25 protein-coding genes are annotated in these 24,051 nt (G+C 66.9%); 12 read left to right on the top strand and 13 right to left on the bottom strand.

Going from position 1 to position 24,051, the window contains the following annotated elements; all coding sequences use genetic code 11:
• Window positions 1-164 precede the first annotated feature (164 nt).
• The 9 genes from HY57_RS18545 (at window position 165) to HY57_RS18505 (ending at window position 11,095) form a co-directional block, all read left to right on the top strand.
• Window positions 165-2,147 (top strand): chemotaxis protein CheA, encoded by a 1,983-nt coding sequence (locus HY57_RS18545; protein ID WP_019466591.1) that lies wholly within the window; start codon window positions 165-167, stop codon window positions 2,145-2,147.
• A gap of 302 nt (window positions 2,148-2,449) precedes the next feature.
• On the top strand, window positions 2,450-4,132 hold the full coding sequence (locus HY57_RS18540; RefSeq protein WP_026034152.1) for a methyl-accepting chemotaxis protein: 1,683 nt from the start codon (window positions 2,450-2,452) through the stop codon (window positions 4,130-4,132).
• A 256-nt stretch (window positions 4,133-4,388) separates the two neighbouring features.
• Complete coding sequence (locus HY57_RS18535) at window positions 4,389-4,895, top strand: chemotaxis protein CheW (protein ID WP_019466593.1); 507 nt, start codon at window positions 4,389-4,391, stop codon at window positions 4,893-4,895.
• A 26-nt stretch (window positions 4,896-4,921) separates the two neighbouring features.
• A complete protein-coding gene (locus HY57_RS18530; RefSeq protein ID WP_019466594.1) occupies window positions 4,922-6,637 on the top strand; it encodes a methyl-accepting chemotaxis protein in 1,716 nt (571 codons plus the stop codon).
• Window positions 6,638-6,639: 2 nt separating this feature from the next.
• Window positions 6,640-7,521 (top strand): CheR family methyltransferase, encoded by an 882-nt coding sequence (locus tag HY57_RS18525; protein ID WP_019466595.1) that lies wholly within the window; start codon window positions 6,640-6,642, stop codon window positions 7,519-7,521.
• Window positions 7,518-8,177, top strand: coding sequence for a chemoreceptor glutamine deamidase CheD (gene cheD / locus HY57_RS18520; RefSeq protein ID WP_081500708.1), 660 nt, complete (start codon window positions 7,518-7,520; stop codon window positions 8,175-8,177). Before HY57_RS18525 ends, cheD begins: the two co-directional genes overlap by 4 nt.
• 306 nt (window positions 8,178-8,483) lie before the next feature.
• Complete coding sequence (locus HY57_RS18515) at window positions 8,484-9,581, top strand: protein-glutamate methylesterase/protein-glutamine glutaminase (RefSeq protein WP_026034155.1); 1,098 nt, start codon at window positions 8,484-8,486, stop codon at window positions 9,579-9,581.
• 15 nt (window positions 9,582-9,596) lie between these two features.
• Window positions 9,597-10,781, top strand: a complete 1,185-nt coding sequence (locus HY57_RS18510) for a methyl-accepting chemotaxis protein (protein WP_019466598.1) — start codon at window positions 9,597-9,599, stop codon at window positions 10,779-10,781.
• 11 nt (window positions 10,782-10,792) lie between these two features.
• Window positions 10,793-11,095, top strand: coding sequence for an STAS domain-containing protein (locus HY57_RS18505; protein WP_019466599.1), 303 nt, complete (start codon window positions 10,793-10,795; stop codon window positions 11,093-11,095).
• Window positions 11,096-11,201: 106 nt separating this feature from the next.
• Here the strand turns inward: HY57_RS18505 and HY57_RS18500 are convergent, their stop codons facing one another.
• The 9 genes from HY57_RS18500 to cdd form a co-directional block, all read right to left on the bottom strand.
• Window positions 11,202-11,579 carry a cupin domain-containing protein gene (locus HY57_RS18500; RefSeq protein WP_019466600.1) on the bottom strand — a complete coding sequence of 126 codons (378 nt, stop codon included), beginning with the start codon at window positions 11,577-11,579 and terminating at the stop codon, window positions 11,202-11,204.
• A gap of 330 nt (window positions 11,580-11,909) precedes the next feature.
• The gene (locus HY57_RS18495; protein ID WP_019466601.1) at window positions 11,910-13,106 is read right to left on the bottom strand and encodes a GGDEF domain-containing protein; all 1,197 of its coding nucleotides are present in this window, start codon (window positions 13,104-13,106) and stop codon (window positions 11,910-11,912) included.
• Window positions 13,107-13,324: 218 nt separating this feature from the next.
• Complete coding sequence (locus HY57_RS18490; protein WP_019466602.1) at window positions 13,325-13,690, bottom strand: hypothetical protein; 366 nt, start codon at window positions 13,688-13,690, stop codon at window positions 13,325-13,327.
• Window positions 13,691-13,784: 94 nt separating this feature from the next.
• Complete coding sequence (locus tag HY57_RS18485) at window positions 13,785-14,360, bottom strand: NUDIX hydrolase (protein WP_026034159.1); 576 nt, start codon at window positions 14,358-14,360, stop codon at window positions 13,785-13,787.
• A 76-nt stretch (window positions 14,361-14,436) separates the two neighbouring features.
• Window positions 14,437-15,399, bottom strand: a complete 963-nt coding sequence (locus HY57_RS18480) for a DMT family transporter (RefSeq protein ID WP_019466604.1) — start codon at window positions 15,397-15,399, stop codon at window positions 14,437-14,439.
• 163 nt (window positions 15,400-15,562) lie between these two features.
• Window positions 15,563-16,387 carry an AraC family transcriptional regulator gene (locus tag HY57_RS18475; RefSeq protein ID WP_019466605.1) on the bottom strand — a complete coding sequence of 275 codons (825 nt, stop codon included), beginning with the start codon at window positions 16,385-16,387 and terminating at the stop codon, window positions 15,563-15,565.
• Window positions 16,388-16,485: 98 nt separating this feature from the next.
• Entirely contained in the window at window positions 16,486-17,385 is a 900-nt protein-coding gene (locus HY57_RS18470) for a 5'-3' exonuclease (RefSeq protein ID WP_019466606.1), read from the bottom strand.
• Entirely contained in the window at window positions 17,373-17,942 is a 570-nt protein-coding gene (locus HY57_RS18465; protein ID WP_019466607.1) for a nitroreductase family protein, read from the bottom strand. The genes HY57_RS18470 and HY57_RS18465 overlap by 13 nt, the downstream gene beginning before the upstream one ends.
• Before the next feature lie 225 nt (window positions 17,943-18,167).
• Complete coding sequence (cdd, locus tag HY57_RS18460; RefSeq protein ID WP_019466609.1) at window positions 18,168-18,575, bottom strand: cytidine deaminase; 408 nt, start codon at window positions 18,573-18,575, stop codon at window positions 18,168-18,170.
• 162 nt (window positions 18,576-18,737) lie between these two features.
• On the opposite strand from cdd, the gene HY57_RS18455 reads away from it, so the two are divergent.
• Window positions 18,738-19,838, top strand: a complete 1,101-nt coding sequence (locus HY57_RS18455; protein ID WP_019466610.1) for an NAD(P) transhydrogenase subunit alpha — start codon at window positions 18,738-18,740, stop codon at window positions 19,836-19,838.
• 240 nt (window positions 19,839-20,078) lie between these two features.
• Here HY57_RS18455 and HY57_RS21000 read toward each other — a convergent pair whose 3' ends face one another.
• Genes HY57_RS21000 through HY57_RS18440 form a run of 3 tightly spaced genes read right to left on the bottom strand, consistent with a single transcriptional unit; the run spans window position 20,079 to window position 21,630 of the window.
• Entirely contained in the window at window positions 20,079-20,669 is a 591-nt protein-coding gene (locus HY57_RS21000) for a DUF3106 domain-containing protein (protein ID WP_019466611.1), read from the bottom strand.
• Window positions 20,670-20,671: 2 nt separating this feature from the next.
• The gene (locus HY57_RS18445) at window positions 20,672-21,049 is read right to left on the bottom strand and encodes a hypothetical protein (protein ID WP_019466612.1); all 378 of its coding nucleotides are present in this window, start codon (window positions 21,047-21,049) and stop codon (window positions 20,672-20,674) included.
• Window positions 21,046-21,630 carry an RNA polymerase sigma factor gene (locus HY57_RS18440; protein WP_038581391.1) on the bottom strand — a complete coding sequence of 195 codons (585 nt, stop codon included), beginning with the start codon at window positions 21,628-21,630 and terminating at the stop codon, window positions 21,046-21,048. The genes HY57_RS18445 and HY57_RS18440 overlap by 4 nt, the downstream gene beginning before the upstream one ends.
• A 138-nt stretch (window positions 21,631-21,768) precedes the next feature.
• On the opposite strand from HY57_RS18440, the gene HY57_RS18435 reads away from it, so the two are divergent.
• Window positions 21,769-22,074 carry an NAD(P) transhydrogenase subunit alpha gene (locus HY57_RS18435; RefSeq protein WP_019466614.1) on the top strand — a complete coding sequence of 102 codons (306 nt, stop codon included), beginning with the start codon at window positions 21,769-21,771 and terminating at the stop codon, window positions 22,072-22,074.
• Window positions 22,074-23,501: an NAD(P)(+) transhydrogenase (Re/Si-specific) subunit beta gene (locus tag HY57_RS18430; protein ID WP_019466615.1), complete on the top strand. Its 1,428-nt coding sequence runs from the start codon at window positions 22,074-22,076 to the stop codon at window positions 23,499-23,501. The genes HY57_RS18435 and HY57_RS18430 overlap by 1 nt, the downstream gene beginning before the upstream one ends.
• 3 nt (window positions 23,502-23,504) lie before the next feature.
• On the opposite strand, the gene HY57_RS18425 is transcribed toward HY57_RS18430, so the two are convergent.
• Window positions 23,505-23,945 carry a hypothetical protein gene (locus HY57_RS18425; RefSeq protein ID WP_019466616.1) on the bottom strand — a complete coding sequence of 147 codons (441 nt, stop codon included), beginning with the start codon at window positions 23,943-23,945 and terminating at the stop codon, window positions 23,505-23,507.
• Between the last annotated feature and the right edge of the window lie 106 nt (window positions 23,946-24,051).

The raw sequence follows: 24,051 nt of genomic DNA, 5'->3' as shown, positions 1-24,051 counted from the left end.
GCGCGACATCTTTTTGCTCGTCATCCCTGCGAGGAGCTTCACAACAGCGAAGCTGGTCAAGCAGGGATCCAGTGACTGTCCTCGTGGCGCCGAAAGACGCTGGATCCCTGCCTTCGCAGGGATGACGGTCAAAAGCGACGACGTTCCCCATAGTAGAGATCATCATGAGCAAGGCCGGTCTGGCGCAGTTCCAACAGGTGTTCATCGAGGAGAGTCTGGAAGGGCTCGACACGATGGAGTCGTCGCTGCTCGCGCTGGACGAAGGCGGTGATGCGGAGCTGGTGCACACCATTTTCCGCGCCGCCCATTCGATCAAGGGTGGTGCGGCCACCTTCGGCTTCCCGGAGATGTCCTCGTTCACCCATGAGGCCGAGTCGCTGCTCGACGAAGTGCGTGGCGGCAAGCGCGCCATCGACGGCACCATCATCGAATTGCTGCTGCGGACGGTGGACTGCCTGCGCGGCATGTTCGCCCGCGCGCAGGCCGGCGAGCCGCTCAACGATGCCGTGGCCGAAGGGCTGCGTGCCGAGCTGGCCGCGGCCATGGGCCGTGGCGTTCCTGCCGCGGCCGTGCAGGCGCGACGCAACGCGGACCAGGCCGATGCGTGGACCGTCCGCTTTCGTCCGCACGCCGGCATGCTTGCCGGCGGCAACGAGCCGCTGCGCCTCATCCGCGAACTCGCCGGGCTTGGCGAGCTGCAGGTCACGCCGTCGTTCGACCGCCTGCCGACGTTTGCCGCGCTGGACCCCACCGAGTGTCATCTCGGCTGGACCATCGAACTGAAGGGCCCGGTCAAGCGCGCTGACATCAGCGGCGTGTTCGACTGGGTGGAAGACGAGTGCGACCTTGAGATCGAAGCCAGGCATGTGGTGGCCGACGTCGCGCCCGCACCCGTGGCCGTGCCTGCTCCGGCGGCGCCCGTTGCCGATGCGGGCGCCGCGCGCGCCCAGCGCGAAGCGAGTGCCGAGTCCAGCTCCGTCCGCGTGTCGATCGACAAGATCGATGGACTGATCAACCTGGTGGGCGAGCTGGTGATTACCCAGTCCATGCTCGACACCTTCCGCGAAGGCGACATCGACGCCTCGCGGCTGGCCCTGCTCGAACAGGGCCTGGCCCAGCTGGCGCGCCACACGCGCGAGCTGCAGGAAAGCGTCATGGGCATCCGCATGCTGCCCATCGCTTCCGTGTTCAACCGTTTCCCGCGCATGGTGCGCGACATCAGCCAGAAACTCGGCAAGCAGGTGAAGCTGGAGCTGATCGGCGAACAGACCGAGCTGGACAAGACGGTGCTGGAGAAGATCGGCGACCCGATGGTGCACCTGGTGCGCAACGCCATCGACCACGGCCTGGAAACGCCGGACAAGCGCCGCGCTGCCGGCAAGGGCGATACCGGCACGCTCACCCTGCAGGCTTCGCATCGTGGCGGCAACATCGTGGTGGAAGTCTCCGACGACGGCGCCGGCCTCAACCGCGATGCCATCGTCAACAAGGCGATCCAGCGCGGCATCATCAGCACTGGCGAAGGCATGAGCGATGAGGCCGTGGCGGAACTCATCTTCCAGCCGGGCTTCTCCACCGCCGCGGTCACCACGGATCTGTCCGGACGTGGCGTGGGCATGGACGTGGTGCGCCGTAACGTGTCGGATCTTGGCGGTACGGTCACCATCCGCAGCACGCAGGGCAAGGGCAGCGTGTTCACCATCACCCTGCCGCTGACGCTGGCGATCATCGACGGCCTGACCGCCGCGGTGGGCGAGGAGCGTTACATCGTGCCGCTGGTGTCCATCGTCGAGTCGGTGCAGCTGCGCGCCGAAGCGGTGCGCAGCCTGGCGAACGGTGGCGAGCTGTTCCGCTTCCGTGGCGAATACCTCCCGGTCATCCGGCTGCACGACGCGTTTGGCTGCGAAGGCGCGATTCAGGCGATCGATCAGGGCCTGATGGTGGTCGTCGAAGGCGACGGCACGCGCGTAGGCCTGTTCGTCGACGGCCTGATCGGCCAGCAGCAGGCCGTGGTGAAGTCGCTTGAGGCCAATTACCGGCGCGTGCAGGGCGTCTCCGGCGCCACCATTCTTGCCGATGGCTCGGTGGCGCTGATCGTCGATATTGCCGGGCTGGTCCGTATGCAGGGGCGCCGCAAGGCGGCGTGATTTCACGGCTCCCATAACACTGCCCATTCGTCATCCCTGCGAGGAGCTTCACAACAGCGAAGCTGGTCAAGCAGGGATCCAGTGACTTTCCGCGTGTCGTCCCAAGTCACTGGATGATCAACCGTCTGGCTGTTGAGGAGCGCTTCCCGCTTTTGCGGGAATGACGGCAAAAACCAAGCCACGATCAGATGACCAAGCCGCGACGGGAAGCCGCGGTACGCCGGCCTGCGGCCGGCGTCAGTGCAATGCAGGGAATGAATCCGGGCAATCGCAGAGCCGCCCTTTCATTCTGAAGGTCCCCCATGAAGTCTCCCTTGAAGTTCATCGATCGCCTCAGCCTCGCGGCCAAGGTGTGGATGGTCATTGCGTTTGTGATCGCCGGGTTGGTGACACTCACCGTCATCTCGGCCATCGACAGCCGCCGCCTGCAGATGGAGGCGCGCGTGCACGCGTTGCGCGACCATGTCGCTGCCGCCGTGGCCGTAGCGCAGAGCTTCCACGATCGCGCCCAGGCGGGTGAGTTCAGCGACGAGGAAGCCAAGCGCCGCACCTTCGCCGTGATCCGCGCGATGCGCTGGGGCAATGGCGGGTCCGGCTACGTGTTCGTGTTCGACTCCAACTTTGTCATGCACGTGCACGCCTTCCTGCCCGAGAAGGAAGGGAAGAACGTGATCGACGACAAGGACCCGGATGGCAAGCCGATCTGGCAGATGATTCAGCAGATCGACCGCGCGCAGGGTTCGGGCATCACCGAGTACGTGTGGCCGATGCCGCCGGACAAGAAGATCGTGCCCAAGATCTCCTATAGCGAGTGGTTCAAGCCGTGGGACCTGCACATGGGCACGGGTGCGTATTTCGCCGACATCGACGCCCAGTTCCGCCAGATGCTGGAAGGCAGCCTGCTGCGTGCCTTGCTGGTGGGCCTGCTGGTGATCGGCGTGGTGTGGCAGTCCATGCGCAGCATCCGCCAGAGCATCGGCGGCGAACCGGGGTTCGCGCTCGCCATGGCCGAACGCATTGCTGAGGGCGACCTCGGCGCGGGGGACGACGGCAACACCTTCGCACCGGGCAGCATGCTCGATGCGCTGCAGCGCATGCGCGCGAAGCTGGTGGAAATCGTGCACGGGGTGCAGCAGGGCTCGCAGCGGGTGTCGACGGCGGCGCAGCAGATCTCCCGTGGCAATGACGATCTGTCCCATCGCACGCAGGAGCAGGCGTCGAGCCTGGAGGAAACCGCTGCGTCCATGGAGGAAATGACCTCCATCGTGCGCCAGAGCGCCGACAACGCCAGCCATGCCGACCAGCTTGCCCGCAGCGCACGCGCCCAGGCGGAGCGCGGAGGCGACGTGGCAGGGCGCACCAGCCACGCCATGCGCGAGATCGAAGGCGCGAGCCGCCAGATCACCGACATCGTGCAGCTGATCGACGAGATCGCCTTCCAGACCAACCTGCTGGCGCTCAACGCCGCCGTCGAGGCCGCGCGGGCCGGTGAGCAGGGCCGCGGCTTCGCGGTGGTGGCCGGGGAAGTGCGCCACCTTGCCCAGCGCAGTGCGACCGCGGCGAAGGAGATCAAGGCGCTGATCGGCGACACCGTGGAGAAAGTGCAGGCCGGCTCGGTGCTGGTGGATGAATCGGGCCAGGCGCTGGCCGGCATCGTCGACAGCGTCAAACGCGTGACCGATATCGTGGCCGAGATCGCCGCCGCCGCACAGGAGCAGTCCTCCGGCATCGACCAGGTGAACCGCGCCGTGATGCAGATGGACGAGGCCACCCAGCAGAACGCGGCGCTGGTGGAAGAGGCTGCCGCCGCGGCCCGCGCCATGCAGGAGCAGGCGGACCAGTTGGCGGCGCAGGTGCGGTTTTTCCAGATCGAGGGGAATGCGGTGGCACCCGTCGCGCACGCCCGGGCCAGGCCGACCCCGGCAGTCCGGAACGCGGAGGCTGGGCCTGCCCCCGTCGCTGTCGGAGGTTGGAGCGAGTTCTGATCCGCCGAAACCCTAGGTAGGAGCGCACTTGTGCGCGACCGTCCCGCCGGAGTGGAACGCGGAGGCTGGCCTTCGCGGCTGGTCCCAACAGGCGTGGCGGGCGAGTCGTGAGGTTGCGGTCGCGCACAAGTGCGCTCCTACAAGGGGATGACCCAGCGCCCTGCCGAAAACGTGCATTTCCCTCAAGTTTCCCCGCCCACCGCCGATCCAGACATCGATAGGGGGCCTCTCAACTGGCCCCGACCACGAGGCGAACATGTCCGATAACCCCCGGAGCGAGGCGCTCCAGTCGCAGTACCTCACCGTCAACCTCGCCCACGAGGAATACGGCATCGACATCCTGGCCGTCCGCGAGATCCGTGGCTGGACGCCGGTCACGCGCATTCCGCAGGCGCCGCACTACGTGCTGGGCGTGCTCAATCTGCGCGGCGCGATCGTGCCGGTGATCGACATGCGCCTGCGTTTCGGCCTGGAGCGCGAAGCCTACGGCGCCACCACCGTCACCGTGATCATCACCGTGGCCGGCCGCAATTTCGGCGTGGTGGTCGATGCCGTCTCCGACGTGCTGGACGTGGCGGCGGACGCCGTCCGCCCGGTGCCGGACATGGGCACCACCGTGGATACCGAATACCTCAAGGGGTTGACCTCCGCCGGCGAGCGCATGGTGCTGCTGCTGGACGTGGACAAGCTGTTGCAGCCCCAGGATGCACAGATGCTTGAGGCGGCGCTGCCGGCTGCCTCCGATGTCAAAGCCGTGGCCTGAACGATAGAGCAGGAAGTGGAATCAACATGAAGAAGTTCGCACTGAAAGCCCCCGAACTCTCCGTCCGTAACCGCCTGCGCGCGGTGTTCGGCCTGCTGGGCCTGATGCTGATCGCCGGTGCGGTGATCGGTATCGGCTCCATGCAGCAGCAGAACGACGGCATGGGCAAGATCTATGACGAAGAGATCCTGCCGGCCCAGATGGTCGCCCAGGTCACCGAGCGTCACCTGATGTCCTTCATCCTGCTGGGTGAGTCGGCCACGCTGGTGGGCAAGCCCGACCAGGTCAAGGCCAAGCTGGCCGAATACGAAAAGCTCCGCGTCAGCATGGCGGCGCTGAAGAAGCAGCTTGCCGCCACGCCGATGAGCCCGGCGGTCAAGAAGCTGTACGACGACTGGAAGTCCACCGACGCGGACTACGCCGACGCGCTGTCCTCGATGGTCGACGCGCTGAACCAGGGTGACACCGGCGCGAGCGAACTGCTGGAAATGCAGGTGCGCCCGCTCATGATCCAGCGCGAGGACGCGTTGAGCAAACTGGTCGAGGCACAGCGTGCCGACGCCAAGCAGATCTATGACGCACAGGTCGCGCGTTTCCATCTCGTGCGCACGGTCAGCATCATCGCGCTGCTGCTGGGCCTGATGATCGCCACAGTGATGGCCGTGCTGCTCATGCGCTCCATCCTGAGCACGCTGGGTGTTGCCGTGAAGGTCGCCCACGCCATCGCCGGCGGCAAGCTGGGCCACAAGATCGCCACCACCCGCAAGGACGAACTGGGCGAGTTGCTCGATGCCCTGCGCACGATGGATGAGCGCCTGGGCAGCATCGTCGGCGAAGTGCGTCATGGCGCCGGCTCCGTCAGCTCCGCCGCGCAGCAGATCGCCCGCGGCAACGACGACCTGAGCCAGCGCACGCAGGAACAGGCCTCGAGCCTGGAAGAAACCGCCTCGTCGATGGAGGAGATGACCTCCACCGTGAAGCAGAACGCCGAGAACGCCAGCCACGCCAACCAGCTCGCCAGTGCCACGCGCCGCCAGGCCGAACATGGTGGCGAGGTGGCCTCGCAGGCCAGCGCGGCCATGCGCGAGATCAACGAATCCAGCCGCAAGATCTCCGACATCGTCAGCCTCATCGACGAGATCGCCTTCCAGACCAACCTGCTGGCGCTCAACGCCGCCGTCGAGGCCGCGCGTGCCGGCGAGCAGGGCCGCGGCTTCGCGGTGGTGGCGACGGAAGTGCGCAACCTCGCCCAGCGCAGCGCGGGTGCGGCGAAGGAGATCAAGGGCCTCATCAACGACAGCGCGGAGAAGGTGCGCGCCGGTTCGTCGCTGGTGGACCAGTCGGGCAAGGCGCTGGCCGACATCGTCGACAGCGTGAAGAAGGTCACCGACATCGTGGCCGAGATCGCCGCCGCCTCACAGGAACAGTCCGCCGGCATCGACCAGGTGAACCATGCCGTGCTGCAGATGGACGAAATGACCCAGCAGAACGCCGCGCTGGTGGAAGAGGCCGCCGCCGCTGCCCGCGCCATGCAGGAGCAGGCGGGTGAACTGGCCCGACAGGTCAGCTTCTTCCAGTTGGGCGAAGGCGGTTCCGACGTCGCGACCGAGAAGGCGCGCGGGCAGTCGGTGATGGCCGAAGCCGAAGCGGTGTTCGCCGCCGTGCGCAGCTCGAATGTGCCGGCACCGCGTCCCGCCACCCGCACGGAATCGGCTGACGCCGGTTCCTGGAAGGAGTTCTGAGCATGAGCATGGCTGCCACGATGGACAACAACGTTGGCGTGGCGGCCATGGGCGGCCCGACGCTGGGCAACGCCGAGTTCGAGTTCCTGCGTGCCTTCGTCTACGAGCAATGCGGCATCTCGCTGGGCGAGCACAAGCGCCAGTTGGTGCAGGGCCGCCTGGTGCGTCGCCTGCGTGCGCTGAAGCTGCGGGATTTCCAGGCCTACTGCGACCTGCTGCGGCGTGATCCGCAGCAGGAGCTGGGCGAACTGGCCAGCGCGATCAGCACCAACGTCACCGCGTTCTTCCGCGAGTCGCATCACTTCGACCTGCTGGCGGACGAACTGCTGCCGCGCTGGATCAACGAAAAGAAGAACGGCGGCCGCTTGCGCATCTGGTCCGCCGGCTGCGCCACGGGCGAGGAGCCCTACACGCTCGCCATGGTGCTGGCCGAGGCGCTGGAGAAGCACAACGCCAACGGCCTGGACGCCAAGATCCTGGCGACCGATCTTTCGCCGCAGGCGCTGGAGACCGCGCGCAAGGGCGTGTATGCACTCGAGCGTCTGGAAGGCGTAAGCGTGGAGCGTCGCCGCCGCTGGTTCCTGCGCGGCGAGGGCGACTACGCCGACTACGTCTGCGTCAACCCGCGGCTGCGCGAACTGGTGAGCATCCTGCCGCTGAACCTGTTGCATGACTGGCCGATGCAGGGGCCGTTCGACGCCATCTTCTGCCGCAACGTCGTCATCTATTTCGACAAACCCACCAAGCAGCGGCTGTTCCAGCGCTACGCAGGATTGCTGCCCGAGGGCGGCTATCTGTTCCTTGGCCATTCGGAGTCCATGTACGGACTCAACGACAGTTTTGACCTGATCGGAAGGACGGTCTACCGGAAACGCAGTGCATGAACGTTGCTGTAGCCAATGTTCCCGTGGGGGCAGGGTATGACCCTGCGCGGGTCATCCCGGGATTCGAACATCTGCGCCGGTTCTGGGATCCCGCGCACTCGTGCATGACCGTGAAGGTCCTGCCGGGCGAGTTCTACGTGAGCGCGCAGACCGAGATGATTTCCACCGTGCTCGGCTCCTGCGTGTCCGCTTGCATCTTCGACCGGCTACGCGGCATCGGCGGCATGAACCACTTCATGCTGCCCGAGCCGATCGGCGGCGAGCGCGGCGGCTGGGCGGACACGGTGGGGCGCGCGGCGCGCTACGGTAACGACGCGATGGAGCAGCTGATCAACGCCATCCTCAAGGCGGGCGGGCAGCGCGCGAACCTGGTGGTGAAGGTGTTCGGCGGCGGGCGCGTGCTCGCCACGATGACCGACATCGGCCAGCGCAACATCGCCTTCGTGCGGCGCTATCTGGCGGCCGAGCGGCTGGACGTGGCCGCCGAAGACCTGGGCGACGTGCATCCGCGCCATGTGCAGTTTTTCCCGGCCACCGGCAAGGCGCGCGTGCGCCAGCTGCGCGGCCGTACCGATACGGTGCTGGTGGATGGCGAGCGCCAGTATCTCAAGCGTTTGGCAAACGATCCGATAAAGGGAGAGGTGGAACTGTTTTGATGCCTGAAGCCTGTTCACGATCTCGGTAAGACGGCCATCTCCTCACCGTCATCCCCGCGAACCCCGAAAAGGGGGCGAGAGCGGGGATCCAGTGACTTTCACGCCTTAGCAAAGGCGCTGGATTCCCGCTTGACCAGCTTCGCTGTTGTGAAGCTCCTCGCGGGAATGACGTGAGGGTGGGCCGGGTCGGTGAACAAGCTCTCGTGGCGTTTGAGCAGTTTTCCTCAGCAAGCATCAGGCGCCGGGACGGGCCGGCGGACGTGGGCAGGCGCCCACGCCGCACGACGAAGGCGAGACGAATACGCGATGGAAAGAGTACGTGTCCTGGTGGTCGATGATTCCGCGTTGGTGCGGAAGCTGCTGTCGACCATGCTTTCGTGCGATCCGGCCATCGAGGTGGTGGGCACCGCCGCCGATCCGCTGATTGCGCGCGAAAAGATCAAGCAGCTCAATCCGGACGTGCTCACCCTGGACGTGGAAATGCCGCGCATGGATGGCATCACGTTCCTGGAGAACCTGATGCGCCTGCGCCCGATGCCGGTGGTGATGATTTCATCGCTCACCCAGGAAGGCGCGGAGGTCACGCTGCGCGCGCTGGAACTGGGCGCGGTGGATTTCTTCACCAAGCCAAACAATGACCTCGCGAGCACCTTCGCCGACGGCGCACAGGAGATCTGCGCCAAGGTGAAACTCGCCGCCCTTGCCAGGCCGCGCCAGCGCACGGCCGTGCGCAAGCTGGACGTGCCGCCGCGGCTCACCGCCGACGCGGTGCTGCCGCGCGCGCAGTCGGCCGGCACCCGTGGCGGCATGCCCATCATCGCGATTGGTGCGTCCACCGGCGGCACCGAGGCGATCCGCGTAGTGCTGGAGGCCATGCCGCCGGATGCGCCGCCGATCGTCATCACGCAACACATTCCCGCGGCCTTCAGCGGTCCGTTCGCGGCGCGCATGGATACCTGCTCGGCTATGCGCGTGTGCGAAGCGCGCGACGGCCAGCCGATCCAGCCGGGTCATGCGTACATCGCGCCGGGTGGCGAGCACCTGCTGGTGATGTGGGATGGCGCCAAGTATGTGTGCCGCTTGCACAACGGGCCGCCGGTGAATCGTCACAAGCCGAGCGTGGATGTGCTGTTCCGCTCCATGGCCGCCAGCGTCGGCAAGTCGGCCATCGCCGCCCTGCTCACCGGCATGGGCGACGACGGCGCGCGCGGCCTGCTGGAATTGCAGCAGGGCGGCGCGCGCACGCTGGTGCAGGACGAAGAATCCTCGGTCGTGTGGGGCATGCCCGGTGCCGCCTGGAAGCTCGGCGCCGCCAGCGAAAAGCTCCCGCTCGACCACATCGCCGCGCGCCTGCTGGCGCTGGCGCATCAACCCGTTTCCCGCGCCGCCGTGTCGGCCACCTGATCTGCGGATATCTCTATGGATGCTCTCTACTCCTTCGTGCACAAACGTCCTGCCGCTGGCCTGGCTGCCAGTGCCGTCGCGCTCGTGCTGGCCATGGTGTGGCCGTCGGCCTGGCTGGGTCCGGTGCTGGTGGTGCTGCTGACGGCCGTGTGGATCGTCGAGACGCGCCGCGCCGTGCCGGTCGCGGCACCGGTCATCCAGGCCTCGCTGGAACACCACGCGCCGGTACGCGAAGCGCTGGAAGAGGTGCGCAGCTCGCTGGTCGACGAACTGGGCCACGCCACGCGCGAATTGCACCAGGCGATGGATCTGCTGCGCGATGCGGTCACCGAACTCGGCGGCGGCTTCGACGGCCTGTCGCGCAAGACCGGCCAGCAGCAGTCGCTGCTGCGCCAGATCATCGACGTGCAGGGCGAGGGCGTGTCCGTGCAGGATTTCGCTGCGCGCACCGGTGACCTGCTGGAGCACTTTGTCGACATGGTGGTGCAGATGTCGCGCGAAAGCCTGCGCATCGTCTACCGCATCGACGGCATGGCGAAGGAAATGGACGCCGTGTTCGGCCTGCTGAAGAACGTCAACACCATCGCCGAGGAAACCAACCTGCTGGCGCTCAATGCAGCCATCGAAGCGGCGCGTGCCGGCGAATCCGGCCGTGGTTTCGCGGTGGTCGCGGGCGAGATCCGCAACCTGGCCAGCCATTCCAACCAGTTCAACGAACAGATCGGCAGTCACGTCGAGCGCGCCCGCGCCGCCATGGGCGAGCTGCGCGGCCTGGTTGGCACCATGGCGTCGCAGGACCTCAATGTGGCGCTGTCCGCCAAGGGCGGCATCGACGCCATGATGGCGCACGTGACCGAGAGCGACGCGCGCACCAGCAAGGTGGCCGACCAGGTGGTGGAGATCAACCGCGGTCTGGGCACTGACGTGGCTACCACGGTGCGCTCGCTGCAGTTCGAGGACATCCTCAGTCAGCTGATCAACCAGACGCGCCAGCGCCTGGTGGAACTGCAAGACATCACCACCGAATGCACGCGCGACATCCAAGAACTGGCCTGCAACCCCATCGATGCCGATGCGCTGGCGCAGCGTGCCGAGCGCGTGCGCAACCGCCTGGCGATTCAGCGCGAGAAGGCGCGCCTGCGCTCGCGCGGCCCGGCGCTGCAGAACTCGATGGACGCCGGCGAGATTGAACTCTTTTAAGGAACGCTGCCATGAGCCTGACCGTCCACCACGACCCCGACCTTGACTGCGTGACCCTGCAGGTAGGCGAGCGCTTTGACTTCAGCGTGCACCGCGCCTTCCACGATGCTTGCCTGGAGGGCCGTGCCGCGCGCAGCTACGTCATCGACCTGGGTGAGGTGTCCAGCATGGACAGCTCCGCGCTGGGCATGCTGCTTCTGCTGCGCGAGCACGCGGGTGCCGATCGGGCCGAGATCCGCATCGTCAACGCCGACACCGGCCTGCGCGGCACGCTGCGCGTGGCAGGCTTCGACAAGTTGTTCGTGCTGCACTGAGGCGCATGCCGCCCGCGGCGGATGCCCGCCGGGCGATACGTGCGACTGGCGATGGGGGCTCCGTCCGTCCGGCGATGCGGAACGGACGGGCCGCTTCCTGCCCGGCTTATTTGGCCGTCTTGAGCTCGATCACCAGCGCCTTGGTGGTCAGCGTCCCCATGTTCTTGTTGCTATGGGTGATCGGTTCGCTCCATAGCGCCTCGCCCGCCTTGTGGTCCGTATCGGTGACTTTTCCGTCGGCCGTGGTCGTCTTGGTCTTTCCGCCCGTCACGAAGTACACGACGTTGGCGGGGTGAGAGTGCATGGGTATCGTTTCACCCGGTTTGACGGTTACCTCGATCACCCGCACCTGGTCGTTCTCCAGCAACACCTTGGTGTTGTTGGGCGCTACCTTCACCATGTCCTGTGCATAGGCCGCGCCGCCACACAGGCAGGCGCAGGCCAGCGCGGCACCTGCGATGCCGGATCCCAAGCGATTCACCATGACACATCCTCCGCTGAGCATTGGAAACTGCCGGGCGTTCCCTGCATGGGCGGATGGACTGGGATCCGCCTGGACTCCAGAAAGACGTGTCGCCATGGGCGTGGCCTGCCGATGAGCGACGGTGCGACACATGACGCCATGTGTGTACGCAAGGCTGCGGGGCGGAGGCAGCGGCGCTTGCGCCTGCGATGGAACGCCAGGCGCATGCGCAGGACACGCAGTCTCGCCGGCCCGTTGGACCCTACGCCTGTGCCGCTGGGCTGTCTATCGGGCGGATGGCTACGGACGCCGGCTGCCGGCATCGGTCCGTCGGTGCCCGCAAGGGAGTCGTCAGCAACGGGAGTTGCCGGCCTCCGCCAGCACGCCGTTGTGCTCGTCGGCGGCGCTCACGCCGTTGCGGCCGTCGAATTTGGTGCGGTACATCGCCTGGTCGGCCTGACGCACCAGGTGTTCGAAGCGCGTGCCTTGCCGTGCCGCCGCCACGCCGATGCTGGCGGTAACGGGGATGGTGTGTTCCCCCACGCGTGCGTGCGAGTGGGCCAGGGCATGACGCAGGCGTTCGGCCGTTGCCAGGGCCTGTTCCAGGGTGGCGCCGGGCAGGGCGACGACGAACTCCTCGCCGCCATAGCGGCTGGCGAGGTGGCCCGGCCACTGGATCACCTCGCGCAACTGCTGCGTCACGTGGCGTAGCACGGCGTCGCCGGCATCGTGGCCCCAGCGGTCGTTGATCTGCTTGAAGTAGTCGAGATCGAAGATCAGCAGGGCAAACGGCTGGTCGCGTTCAAGGCAACGCTCCAGCGCCGCGCGGCCTTCCCCGACGATGGCGCTGCGGTTGAGCAGGCCGGTGAGGCCGTCGGTGCGGGCCGCGCGGCGCAGGTCCACCATCAGGCGCTCGGTGATCAGCTGCAGCAGGGCGAAATAAGAGGCCAGCGTGGTGAGGATGCCGATGACATAGGTGGCCGCCACCGGCATGCCCGCGAGCATCAGGTTCTGGCTGGCGCCGGGCGTGAGCGGCATGAAGGCGCGCGCGGCATAGAACAGGCCATTGATGAGCAGCACGATACCGGCGATAAGGCAGCTCTTGCGGATTTCCGGCTCGTGGTAGCGCAGCAGCAGGTAGGCGTAGGCGAGATTGAACGCCATGGCCTGCAGACTGCCGGCCAGCAGGCGCGCGCCAAGGTTGGGCGAGACGTAGGCGAACCAGGCGATGGCGCCGGTGTAGACCAGGGCAAGGCTGCATGGCCAGCGCCAGCGCATCGCCAGGCCGAGATGCTGGGCAATGCCTTTGAGCGCGAGGATATTGCCTGTGACCAGCAAGCCGTTGCCGACGACGATGGAGATGGCGTCCGGGATCTGATTACGCAGCCCGATCAGGGTGATGCCGAAGGTGGTGATCCAGATGCTCGCCACCCAGATGCGCAGCACCTTCTGTGTGTTCAGCACCGCCATCAACGACGTGAAGCCCACTGACGCGGCAATGCCCATCAGCAGGCTGACGATGGTCAGGGTGGGAATGTCTAGGTGCATGGCGCTCCCTGATGCCAGGGCACCCTTCTGGCCATGAGGGCACCCTGGGCCTCCGATGAGGCAGTGACTGAGTCAACCAGCATATCGGACAACATTCCAAAAACTTGAGCCACGTCACACTTTGCTTGATCGGGCCTGCCGTCGGGGCAAAAAAAAGGCCCCGCGAGGGGCCTTCAAGCAACACAAGACAAACGCAGGGCTTGCTGCGCGAAGCTGGCTTACCAGGTGCGCACGTCGGCCACGCCGACGGTGTACTGCTGCATTTCGGGGTCGAAGCGGAACAGGCGTCCGAGGTCGAACTCCACCGACTGGCCCGGGCCGATGTTGGTGGTACCTGCCGGCCAGCCCTTCTTGGCCTGGATGACCTTGCCGGAGCCGTCCTTCGCCTCGATGCTCACCTGCGCGGCAGCGGCTTCGGCGCAATGGTTCACCAGCTGGCCGCTGAGGCTGAGGCGGGCGGCGGCGCCGGCGCCAACGAGCTTCATCTTGAAATCCTGCACCGCGAAATCGGTGGGGGCGCAGGCGGCATGGGCGGCGAGCGGAGCAGCCAGGAACAGGGCGGCGGCGATCAAGGTCTTCTTCATAGAGGGGGTCCGTGATGTGGTCAGGTCGTAAAGGGTCGACATGACACACATCGGCGGTCCCGCCGGAATCTTTAGCCATCGCCGCCGGAACGGTTCAGCCTTGCGCCTTCAGTGTCGCGTGTTCGATGAACCACAGGCCGGCGAACAGCTTGGGATCGATCGAGTAGCCCTCCGCCGCGCGCGCGAACAGCCATTGGCCTGCGGTGGCACGCGGCACCTCGTGGACGATGATGTTTTCCGATTCGTCACCGCCGCCCGGGCCTACTTTCTGAAGATCCCAGGCGCGCACGAAGGCAATCATTTCGGTGCTCATGCCGGAGGAGGACGGCCCCTCGTGCACGAACTCCAGCCGCCCGCAGCGGTAGCCGGTTTCCTCTTCCAGCTCCCGGCCGGCGGCGAGCATGGCGTCTTCGTCGCCGTGTTCGTGCAGGTCGCCGACCAGGCCGGCGGGCATCTCGATGGTGTGCTTGAGGATGGAGACGCGGTACTGCTCCACGAACAGCACCTTGTCCTCCGGCGTGACCGCCAGGATGATCACCGCGCCACCCGGGTTGTTGCGCTCGGCGTATTCCCAGCGCCCGCGCTTGCGCAGGCTCAGCCACTTGCCAGTGCAAAGGGTTTCCACGGGCGCGTTGGCGTCGCTGGGAATACGGGAGTCTGGGTGATTCATCGGCATGACCGCGCGGCGGATTCGGAGTCCCGCATGTTGCCCCGCCCGATGTGTCAGCGACAACCTTCCGGCGGGCTCACTCCACCGTCAGTTCCACCGGTCGCGGCCGGATGCGCACGGCCCAGGCCACGCCCGCGACCAGCAGGCCGACGCCGGTGAGCGTCAAGGTGCCGGGCGGATGACCGCGCAGCACGAAGGCATAGGAGAGTGCCGCCAGCGTCTCGAACACAATCAGCTGCCCGGCGAGCGCTGTCGGCAAGCGCTGGCTCGCCGCATTCCAGCACAGCGAGCCCAGCCACGAGGCGAACAGGCCGATGGCCGCCATGAGGCCGATGAATCGCCAGGGATGTGGCCCGAAAGGCATCGCAAACGGGTTGCCATTGACCTTCATCAGCGACCACAGCAGCCCATAGCCACACAGCGCGAGCGGCAGCATGGCGAGCCCCTGCGCCGTGGCCCAGGTGCGCGGGCTGCGGTCCGGATGGCACCGCAGCCAATCCGCGTTGCGCAGCGGATACCACGTCCAACAAGCCACAGCGCCGGTGGCGAGCAGGGCACCGCGCGCGTAGCGCCAGAGATCCGCGCTGGAGGGTTGATCGAGTGCCGCCAGCTCGGCCCGGTTCACGCAGGCGATACCCAGCGCGATGAAAACGAGCGATGGTGCCAACGACAGCCACGGCAACCGACCGTCACGATGCGCGTCGCGCAGGTTGGCCGTGATGGCGATGACCACCGGCAGCGTGCCGATGATCATCGTCGGCAACGGCGCGCCCGCGAGCTGGATTGCACTGGCGAGGCACAGGTAATAGAGCAGGCCGCCCACGGCGGAGAGCTTGGCGGCCTCGAGCCAGTCCGCGCGGGTGAGCATGCGCAGGGCGCGGCGATCCATCCACCCCAGCGGCAGCGCGATCACGCCGAAGGCGAGATAGCGCCCCACCGACTGCAGCGCCGCCGGGTATTCCGGCAGCAGCAGGGGGCTGACGAACACCAGGCCCCACATGAGGCCGGCGGCGAGTGCGTAGAAGATGCCTGTCCACATAGGGGAAGCGTGGCGGAATGGTGTGACACGGTCTTGTACCAGATTGCGGAAGGTCCGCACGAACCCTGTGGGAGCGCACCCTGTGCGCGACGGCGGCGCCATGTCGATGCCGCTCCGTCAGGCTGTCGCGCACAGGGTGCGCTCCCACAGAAAAGCGCGTGGGCTACAACCGCAACGCCCGCTGATAGCGGGCCGGCGTCACGCCGTAGCGCCGCGCGAACGCCTTGGTCAGATGCGCCTGGTCCGCCAGGCCGACCGCGGCGGCGACCTGTGCCGGCGGTTCGCCGCGAGACAGTTGCCGCTTCGCTTCCGCCAGCCGAAAAGCCATAAGCATTTGCTGTGGCGTGGCGTGATGCTGCGCCTGGAACTGCCGCAGGAAATGGAACGGGCTGAGTCCGGCGATGGCAGCCAGCTCGTCGAGCGTCAGGCGTTGCGAGAGGTGCGCATGCAGGTAATCCACCACCGGCGCGAAGCGCGCGGCGGCCCCATCCATCGTCTTGCGCGGCACCTGTGCGTGGTGGCGGAACAGGCCGAGCAGCTCATGCAGCAGGCTGTCGAACGCCAGCGGCTCACGTGCCTGCCATAGCGCATCGAGCAGCACGGTCACGCGCCGCGCGCTGGGCAGGTCCTCGCGTACCACATCGCTGAACCACCAGCCGGGCTCGCCGGCGACGTCGGCCACCACGGAAGGTTCAATGTAGGCCATGCGGTAATGCCAGCCGCCTGCCGTTTCCGCGCGGCCCGTGTGCAGCTCGTCGGGATTCATCATCACCACCGAATCGGCCGGCGCGAGATGGTCGGCACCGCGATAGCGGAAGCGCTCCACGCCCGATTCGATGGCGCCCAGACCGAAGCCATCGTGTGTATGCGGATCGAAGGCGTGCCGCACGATATGCGCGCGATACAGCTCCACGCCCGGGCGGTGGGCTGCCAGACGGAATTCGGCCGCGTCGCGCTGCGACGGGAACGTGGAAGGGACGCCTTGCATGGCCTCATGCTATCGCGATGGGCGAGCCTCGTCGCGCACAGGGTGCCTCGCCATCCTGTGGGAGCGCACCCTGTGCGCGACACACGTCACCTCAGCGCTTATCCCAGCAGCGCCTTCAACCGTGTCCGCGTCAACGGCCCAAAACGCAGCCGCTCGCACAACGCATCCATGGCTTCCATCTCGCCGCGCTGTCGCCGCAAGGCATCGGCCTCCGGTGGCACCGGTGCATCCAGCGCGATACGGGTCAGGCGGCGATAAAGGCGCGCTGCTTCCGCATGTTCGCGTAGCTTCGCCGCGCAGCTGGCGGCGCCGCGAATGCGCAGGAAGGGCACTTCGTCCACGCGATCGAGCAGTGCGTCCAGACTGCCGAAATGCGCAAGCAGGGCGGCCGCCGTTTTCGCGCCGACGCCGGGCACGCCGGGAATGTTGTCCACGGCGTCGCCGCAGAGCGCCAGGTAATCCGCCACCTGGTGCGGGTGCACGCCGAGCTTCTCGTGCACGCCGGCCGGCCCCCAGCGGAGGTTGCGCGCGTAATCCCACTGCTCGTCGTCTTCGCCCAGCAGCTGGCCGAAATCCTTGTCCGCCGAGACGATCACGCTGCGGAAGCCGTGGCCACGCAGGGTCCACAAGGCGCTGCCGATGAGGTCGTCGGCTTCGTAGGTGTGGTCGATCAGTACTGGCACGCCCAGCGCCAGGGCCACTTCGCGGCACAGCACGAACTGGCGTTCCAGGTCCGGCGGTGGCAGTTCGCGGTTGGCCTTGTAGGCGGGGTAGATGGCGTTGCGGAACGAGGTGGTCAGCGAGGCGTCGAACGCCACGGCCAGGTGTTCGGGCTTCACGCGTTCCAGCAGTTCGCACAGGAAGCGCGTGAAACCGTGCACGGCGTTGACCGGATGGCCGTCGGCATCCTGGAATTCGTCCGGCATGGAGTGCCAGGCGCGGAAGACGTAGAGGCTGCCATCGACCAGATGGACGGCTGGACGGCTCATGGCGTCCATGTGCTGACCACCTCGGCGAGCACCGGTCGCTCGCGATCGGGGACATCGATCTGCGGCGTGCCGATATGTACGTAGCCGATCACCTGCTCGTTGTCCTTCAGGCCGAGGATGGCGGTGGCCTCGCGGTTGTACGCCGCCCAGCCGGTGAGCCACTGCGCACCAAAGCCGAGCGCTCCGGCGCCCAGCAACAGGTTGTAGGCCACGCAGCCGGCGCTCAGTTGCTGCTCGATCACGGGAACCGTGCTCGAGGCATCGATGCGAGCGATCACGGCGATCACCAACGGTGCGAAGTCGTAGCGCGTGCGATCCTTCTCGCGCTTGGCATCGGCCATGTGCGGATTCACGCGCAGCGACAGTTCGGCAAGGCGATGGCCGAAATCGAGCTTGGCCTGGCCCTGCAGCAGGATCAGGCGAAAGGGTTCGAGCTTGCCGTGGTCTGGCACGCGGATGGCGGCTTCCAGCAGCGTTGCCAGCGTGGCGGCATCGGGGCCGGGCTCGCCGAGTTGGCGGGACGGGACCGAGTGGCGCTGTTGCAGCAGGGAAAGTGGGTTGGACATGGGGAGGTCCGGGGGAAAAACGTTGATGCTAAGAGTCGGGGGTGGGGCTGTCCACGGATGGGGGCTTTTAAGGCGCTGGATTCCCGCCTTCGCGGGAATGACGATTGGGGGCAGAGGCCCTTCTGGTGGAAGGCGGGTGCCGACCCTGCTTTGTTCGTCATTCCCGCGAAGGCGGGAATCCAGTGACTTTACTGGCGCCACGAATCAGCCGAGAACACTCCACCCTCAACCCGCCAACCGAAACGACCCGGGCAGCAACGTCTGCACGGTGGTTTCCTGTACCGCACCCGTCAAATTGCCCAGCCACACCGGCATGGTGTCATCGCACAGCTCCGACATCACCTGGCGGCAAGCGCCGCAGGGGCTGATGGGCGAGGGTGTGTCGCCGATCACCGCGATGGCGGCGAAATCGCCGGGGCGGCAGCCGGCGGCTACGGCAGCGAACAGCGCCGTGCGCTCGGCGCAGTTGCACAGGCCGTAGGAGGCGTTCTCCACGTTGCAGCCGGTGAATTGGCGCCCGTCGCGCGTGACCAGCGCAGCGCCGACCAGGAAGCGGGAGTAGGGTGCATAGGCGTTTTCACGCGCCTGGCGCGCGAGGCCCAGCAGGACATCGGGAACAACGACTTCAGTCATCGGGATCTCCATCACGGGATCCCCCCGGCACGGTCGCCCAGGGCGGTTTTGATGCCGGTGGCGGGCCAGTTAACTCCCTTGGGCCGATGACTGCAAGTCGGCGGTGGTTTGTCCCGTGAGCCATGGGCTAGGATTCGGAAACCTTTCCGCAGGGGATGCACGATGCCGATCACCGTGGCTGCATTGCGTGAGACCGCCGATGGCGAGCGCCGCGTGGCGATCACTCCCGAAGTGGCGAAGAAGTTGCGCGGCAAGGATGTCCGCGTGCTGCTGGAGCGCGGCGCGGGCGCGGCGGCGGGTTTTCCCGACGAAACGTATGCCGACGTCGAATTTGCCGACGCGGACAGTGTGCTGGCGCAAGCGGACATCTTTGCCTGCGTGCTCCCGCCCGATGACAGCGTGTGGCCCCGTCTGCGCGAGGGCGCGGTGGTGGTCGGCCAGCTGCGTCCCTATGGTGCCGGCGCGCGCATCGCGGCGATGGGCCAGCGTGGCCTGACGGCATTCGCGCTGGAACTGCTGCCGCGTACCACCCGAGCGCAGGCGATGGACGTGCTCAGTTCGCAGGCGGCGGTGGCCGGCTATCGCGCCATGCTGATCGCGGCCGAGGCGTCGCCGAAATTCTTTCCCATGCTCACCACGGCGGCCGGCACCATTCGCCCGTCGCGCGTACTGGTGATCGGCGCCGGTGTGGCGGGCCTGCAGGCCGTTGCCACGGCACGCCGGCTGGGCGCGCAGACGGAAGGCTATGACGTGCGTCCCGAGACACGCGAGCAGGTGGAATCGCTGGGCGCGAAGTTCATCGAACTGGGCGTGAGCGCGGCGGGCAGCGGCGGTTATGCGCGCGAACTCACCGCCGAGGAGCGGCAGGCGCAGCAGCAGGCGCTGGCCGAACACCTGAAGAACGTCGACGTGGTCGTGACCACCGCCGCCGTGCCCGGGCGCCCCTCACCGAAGATCGTGACGCGCGCGATGGTGGACGGCATGAAGCCGGGCGCGCTCATCGTGGACCTCGCCGCCGAGGGTGGCGGCAATTGCGAGCTGACCCAGCCGGGCCAGCGGGTGGAGCATCGGGGCGTGGTGATCCTGGGCCCGCTCAACCTGCCCGCCGGGGCCCCGCTCCACGCGTCGGAGATGATGGCGCGCAATATCTACAACTTCGTCGAGTTGCTGATTTCTGGTGGAGCGCTGACGCCGGACTTCAACGACGAACTGGTCGCCAAGAGCTGCGTAACGCGCAATGGCGAGGCGCAGTTCCAGGCCTGACGCCGCCAGCGCCTTAGAGTCTGTTCAAAGTCTCGCTGTAGCACCTCGCTTCCCCTCATCGTCATTCCCGCGAACCCCGCAAAAGGGGGCAAGCGCGGGAATCCAGTGACTTTCGGTTTTCGATAGCACTCAAAGGCACTGGATCCCCGCTTTCGCGGGGATGACGGTGAGGAAATCTGGGGTTTGAAGGAGATCGTGAACAGGCTCTTACAAAAAAGCCCTGCGGGTGCAGGGCTTTTTTCAGTGCCGCGGGGGCCTGGGCGGCGGCGGTCCCATCGGTGGGCCCATCGGGCGCTGGCGCATGTCGTGATGCCACTGGCGCAGCAGCTGTTCGCGCTGGTCCGGTGGCAGCTGCTGGAAGCGCTGGAAGGCGGCATGCAGCTGCTCGCGTTCCTGCGGCGGCAGTTCCTGGAAGCGCTTGCTGTTCTCGCGGGCCTGCTCACGCTGTTCGGGCGTCATCTTCTGCCACTGGTCGATGCGCTGGCGGATTTCCTGGCGCTTGTCCGGCGGCAGCGACTTCCACTGTTGGGCGCGCTGCAGCATGCGTGCCTGGCGTTCCGGCGGATACGAGTTCCACTTGTCGGCCAGCGGCGCGAGGATGTCGCGCTCATCGGGCGACAGGCTCTGCCAGGGGCGCGGCTGGGGCGGCGGACCGGGCGGCATGCCCGGGGGCGGGCCGGGCGGGAACGCACCCGGGCCCGGCGGCGGGCCATGCGGCACATCCCCCGGCGGCGGACCCGGGGGAGGGAACTGCTGGGCCATGGCGTTGCTGGCGATGCCGCCGAGTCCGAAGACGAAAAGCAGCGACGCGAAAACACGGCATCGACGCATGGTTACCTGCTCGCCTCGCTGTCGCCGTTCTTGGCCAGCCATCCGTAGAACTCCATGTTCTGGTACAGCGTCGGGTCGGCGGCGGCCGCGTCGGGTGGAAGTTCACCATCGGTGTCCATGGCCTGGACCGCCGTGGGGACGGCCGAGGTCGGTCGCTGCACCGGTGAGGACAGGAACAGGGCGACGAAGGCGATGGCGGCGAAGGCGCCTGCCGGCAGCAGCAGTTGCAGCAGGCGGTGTGCCCACGACTCGCGGGTGCTGGCCAGCGCTACGCGCCGGGCCGCACGCAGGCGCGCGGCCATGGCGGGATCGAGGTGCACCGCTGCCTCGCGATACAGCGCGCGGGCGCGGCGTTCGAGGTGGTTGTCAGGCGCGTTCATCGCCAGTCCTCCAGTTGATCGCGCAGACGTTGCAGCGCGCGCGACAGATGTGTTTTGACACTCCCTTCCGAACATCCCATGGCCTGCGCGGTTTCTGCCACGTCCAGGCCTTCCAGCACGCGCAGCATGAAAGCTTCACGCTGGCGCTGGGGCAGCCGTTTCACGGCCGCTGCCATGTCCGCGTACGACTGGGAGTCGGTCAGCCGTTCCAGCGGCCCGGGGCCGGTGTCGGCGGGTTCCCAGGCGGGCAGGTCGTCGCCGTCTTCGTCCCGGCCACCCAGCCAGCCCACCATGATCGAGCGCACCTTGCGGCGGCGCTGCAGGTCCACGATGCGCCGGCGCAGGATGCCCCAGAACAAGGGCGTCCATTCCTGGGCGGGTTTGTCGCTGTAATGCTTGACGAGCCTGAGCATGGCGTCTTGCACGGCGTCCAGCGCATCCTCGCGGTGGCCCAGGTTCATCTCGGCCATGCGGAAGGCGCGGCGCTCCACCTGCGCCAGGAAAGCGTCCATGGAAGCAGGTGCCGCCCGGACGTCTTCGAGCAGCAGGTCGGCATCTAGGGTGGAGACGACGCTGTTCATGCCGTCATCGTCCGGTTCGTCGGATCGGCCATCCTGAGACTCCATCGGTGCGTCCTTGGATATCAACGTCCGAGGCTCGCGCGCGTTGACCCGCAACCGTATAGTGCGGTTACACCGATGTCCTGGCGGGGAGGGGTCATGATCGATGGTTTCCTGGCGCTCTACATCTTTATGCTGGCCGCTTTCACGGGGTACGAGATCATCGCCCGGGTGCCGGTGATTCTCCATACGCCGTTGATGTCCGGTTCAAATTTCATCCACGGCATTGTGCTGGTCGGCGCCATGATAGCGCTAGGCCACGCCCAGACCCCTTTTGAGGTGGTCATCGGATTCATCGGCGTACTACTGGGTGCCGGCAACGCCGCCGGTGGTTACGTGGTGACCGAGCGGATGCTGGAGATGTTCAAGGCCAGCAAGCCCGCCCCCGGCAAGGAGGCCAAGTAATGGCCTGGCTGTCGGATGTGATCAAGGCCTGTTACTTCCTCGCTGCCCTCCTGTTCATCCTCGGTCTCAAGCGCATGAGTTCCCCGCGGTCTGCCCGGGGCGGCATCGTGTGGGCGGGCGTGGGCATGCTGGTCGCGGTACTGGCCACCTTTGCCCTGCCGGACATGCACAACCGGGGGCTGATCCTGGCGGCGGTGCTGATTGGCGTGTCTGCCGCCTGGTGGTCGGGGCGGCGGGTCGCCATGACGGCGATGCCGCAGATGGTGGCCCTCTACAACGGCATGGGCGGCGGCGCGGCGGCGGCCATCGGCGCGGCGGAGTTGTTCAGCTACGCGGGCAAGTCCGTGACTTTGCTGGATGGCGGGCAGTTCACCGCCAATGGCGCTACCCCGGGTGCGGCGCAGTTGGCGCTGGCCGTGCTGGGTGCGTTGATCGGCTCGGTCAGCTTCTCCGGCTCGCTGATCGCCTTCGCCAAGCTGCAGGGCTGGCTGGACAAGCGTTTCGTATTCCCCGGCCAGCGCGTGGTGAACCTGCTGGTGCTGGCGGGCGCGGTGGTGCTGGGGGCGATGATCGCCAGTGGTCAGCTGACCATGCCGCTGATCGTGGCCTTCTTCGTGCTGGCCCTGCTGTTCGGCCTGATGATGACCCTGCCCATCGGCGGCGCGGACATGCCGGTGGTGATCTCGCTCTATAACGCCTTCACCGGTCTGGCGGTGGCGTTCGAGGGCTTCGTGCTGCAGAACGAGGCGATGATCATTGCCGGTACGGTGGTGGGTGCCGCCGGTACCCTGCTCACGCAGCTGATGGCCAAGGCCATGAACCGCTCGATCGGCAACGTGCTGTTCGGCAGTTTCGGTGCCAGCGGCGCCGAAGCGCAGGCTATCGCGGGCGCCCAGAAGCCGATCGAGGCGAGCGACGCGGCGGTGATGATGGCCTACGCCGAGCGCGTGGTGATCGTGCCCGGCTACGGCATGGCCGTGGCGCAGGCGCAGCACAAGGTGTGGGAGTTCGCCAAGCTGCTGATCGAGCGCGGGGTGAAGGTGAAGTTCGCCATCCACCCGGTGGCGGGGCGCATGCCCGGCCACATGAACGTGCTGCTGGCGGAAGCGGGCGTGCCCTACGACCTGATCGCCGACATGGACGACATCAACCCCGAGTTCCCGCAGACCGACGTGGCCCTGGTGATTGGCGCCAACGACGTGGTGAACCCGCTGGCCAAGACCGACCCGGCCTCGCCCATCTATGGCATGCCCATCCTGGACGTGGCTAATGCCAAGCAGGTGATCGTGGTCAAGCGCGGCAAGGGCACGGGCTTCGCCGGCATCGAAAACGCGCTGTTCTATGCCGACAACGCACGCATGCTCTACGGCGATGGTCAGGCGGCGGCCAGCCAGCTGGTGGCCGAGCTCAAGTCGCTGGACAGCTGACGATCAGCCGCCGGCCCTGGGCTGGCGGCTGTGACGCGAGGCGACGAACGCGGCGATGCCCATGCCGGCGATGAACCAGAGGTCGTCGGAGGGTGTGGCGCTCAATTGGGCGAGCTGCAGCAACATGGGCAGCCCGGCGGTGCGCAGCGAGTCGATCAGGCCCAGGCCCATGAGGCCGGCAATGCGTGCCGCCGCCATCAGCACGTTGACGTAGAGCACGGCGATGAACGTGGCGAACGCGGCGAGAATGGCCGCGTCGGGTTCGATGGGACGCACCCAGTGGCGGATCGCCTTGCCCAGCAGCCAGCCGCCCGGCACCGCTAGCCAGGGCAGGGCGTGCTGGGAGTAAAGCGTGGGAACCATCCACACGGCGCCCGCGGCGAGCCCCAGCATCAGCGCGCTCACCAGCGCGAACAACAGCGAGAAGACGGCCCGGATCTTCATGAATGGTGAGCGGCAAACTGGACGACGGACACGGATCTTCCCGGGCGTAAAATAACCATGATAGCGCGCCGGAGGCCCTGGCTGTCCCGCACCTGAAGCCGTGCTC

The organism is Dyella japonica A8 (genome assembly GCF_000725385.1).
In the GTDB taxonomy this organism is placed as follows: domain Bacteria; phylum Pseudomonadota; class Gammaproteobacteria; order Xanthomonadales; family Rhodanobacteraceae; genus Dyella; species Dyella japonica_C.
The sequence above is the reverse complement of the archived record's forward strand: the minus strand, read 5'-3'. Positions and strand labels throughout refer to the sequence as shown.

What these genes read in the sequence shown, in the direction of transcription:
- HY57_RS18510 (WP_019466598.1), top strand. Translation starts at nt 9,597, where the DNA reads ATGGATGCTCTCTACTCCTTCGTGCACAAACGTCCTGCCGCTGGCCTG.
- HY57_RS18430 (WP_019466615.1), top strand. Translation starts at nt 22,074, where the DNA reads ATGGCCTGGCTGTCGGATGTGATCAAGGCCTGTTACTTCCTCGCTGCC.
- HY57_RS18540 (WP_026034152.1), top strand. Translation starts at nt 2,450, where the DNA reads ATGAAGTCTCCCTTGAAGTTCATCGATCGCCTCAGCCTCGCGGCCAAG.
- HY57_RS18545 (WP_019466591.1), top strand. Translation starts at nt 165, where the DNA reads ATGAGCAAGGCCGGTCTGGCGCAGTTCCAACAGGTGTTCATCGAGGAG.
- HY57_RS18530 (WP_019466594.1), top strand. Translation starts at nt 4,922, where the DNA reads ATGAAGAAGTTCGCACTGAAAGCCCCCGAACTCTCCGTCCGTAACCGC.
- HY57_RS21000 (WP_019466611.1), bottom strand. Translation starts at nt 20,669, where the DNA reads ATGCGTCGATGCCGTGTTTTCGCGTCGCTGCTTTTCGTCTTCGGACTC.
- HY57_RS18485 (WP_026034159.1), bottom strand. Translation starts at nt 14,360, where the DNA reads ATGAATCACCCAGACTCCCGTATTCCCAGCGACGCCAACGCGCCCGTG.
- HY57_RS18505 (WP_019466599.1), top strand. Translation starts at nt 10,793, where the DNA reads ATGAGCCTGACCGTCCACCACGACCCCGACCTTGACTGCGTGACCCTG.
- HY57_RS18515 (WP_026034155.1), top strand. Translation starts at nt 8,484, where the DNA reads ATGGAAAGAGTACGTGTCCTGGTGGTCGATGATTCCGCGTTGGTGCGG.
- HY57_RS18425 (WP_019466616.1), bottom strand. Translation starts at nt 23,945, where the DNA reads ATGAAGATCCGGGCCGTCTTCTCGCTGTTGTTCGCGCTGGTGAGCGCG.
- HY57_RS18440 (WP_038581391.1), bottom strand. Translation starts at nt 21,630, where the DNA reads ATGAACAGCGTCGTCTCCACCCTAGATGCCGACCTGCTGCTCGAAGAC.
- cheD (WP_081500708.1), top strand. Translation starts at nt 7,518, where the DNA reads ATGAACGTTGCTGTAGCCAATGTTCCCGTGGGGGCAGGGTATGACCCT.
- HY57_RS18495 (WP_019466601.1), bottom strand. Translation starts at nt 13,106, where the DNA reads ATGCACCTAGACATTCCCACCCTGACCATCGTCAGCCTGCTGATGGGC.
- HY57_RS18455 (WP_019466610.1), top strand. Translation starts at nt 18,738, where the DNA reads ATGCCGATCACCGTGGCTGCATTGCGTGAGACCGCCGATGGCGAGCGC.
- cdd (WP_019466609.1), bottom strand. Translation starts at nt 18,575, where the DNA reads ATGACTGAAGTCGTTGTTCCCGATGTCCTGCTGGGCCTCGCGCGCCAG.
- HY57_RS18470 (WP_019466606.1), bottom strand. Translation starts at nt 17,385, where the DNA reads ATGGACGCCATGAGCCGTCCAGCCGTCCATCTGGTCGATGGCAGCCTC.
- HY57_RS18445 (WP_019466612.1), bottom strand. Translation starts at nt 21,049, where the DNA reads ATGAACGCGCCTGACAACCACCTCGAACGCCGCGCCCGCGCGCTGTAT.
- HY57_RS18500 (WP_019466600.1), bottom strand. Translation starts at nt 11,579, where the DNA reads ATGGTGAATCGCTTGGGATCCGGCATCGCAGGTGCCGCGCTGGCCTGC.
- HY57_RS18525 (WP_019466595.1), top strand. Translation starts at nt 6,640, where the DNA reads ATGAGCATGGCTGCCACGATGGACAACAACGTTGGCGTGGCGGCCATG.
- HY57_RS18490 (WP_019466602.1), bottom strand. Translation starts at nt 13,690, where the DNA reads ATGAAGAAGACCTTGATCGCCGCCGCCCTGTTCCTGGCTGCTCCGCTC.
- HY57_RS18435 (WP_019466614.1), top strand. Translation starts at nt 21,769, where the DNA reads ATGATCGATGGTTTCCTGGCGCTCTACATCTTTATGCTGGCCGCTTTC.
- HY57_RS18480 (WP_019466604.1), bottom strand. Translation starts at nt 15,399, where the DNA reads ATGTGGACAGGCATCTTCTACGCACTCGCCGCCGGCCTCATGTGGGGC.
- HY57_RS18535 (WP_019466593.1), top strand. Translation starts at nt 4,389, where the DNA reads ATGTCCGATAACCCCCGGAGCGAGGCGCTCCAGTCGCAGTACCTCACC.
- HY57_RS18465 (WP_019466607.1), bottom strand. Translation starts at nt 17,942, where the DNA reads ATGTCCAACCCACTTTCCCTGCTGCAACAGCGCCACTCGGTCCCGTCC.
- HY57_RS18475 (WP_019466605.1), bottom strand. Translation starts at nt 16,387, where the DNA reads ATGCAAGGCGTCCCTTCCACGTTCCCGTCGCAGCGCGACGCGGCCGAA.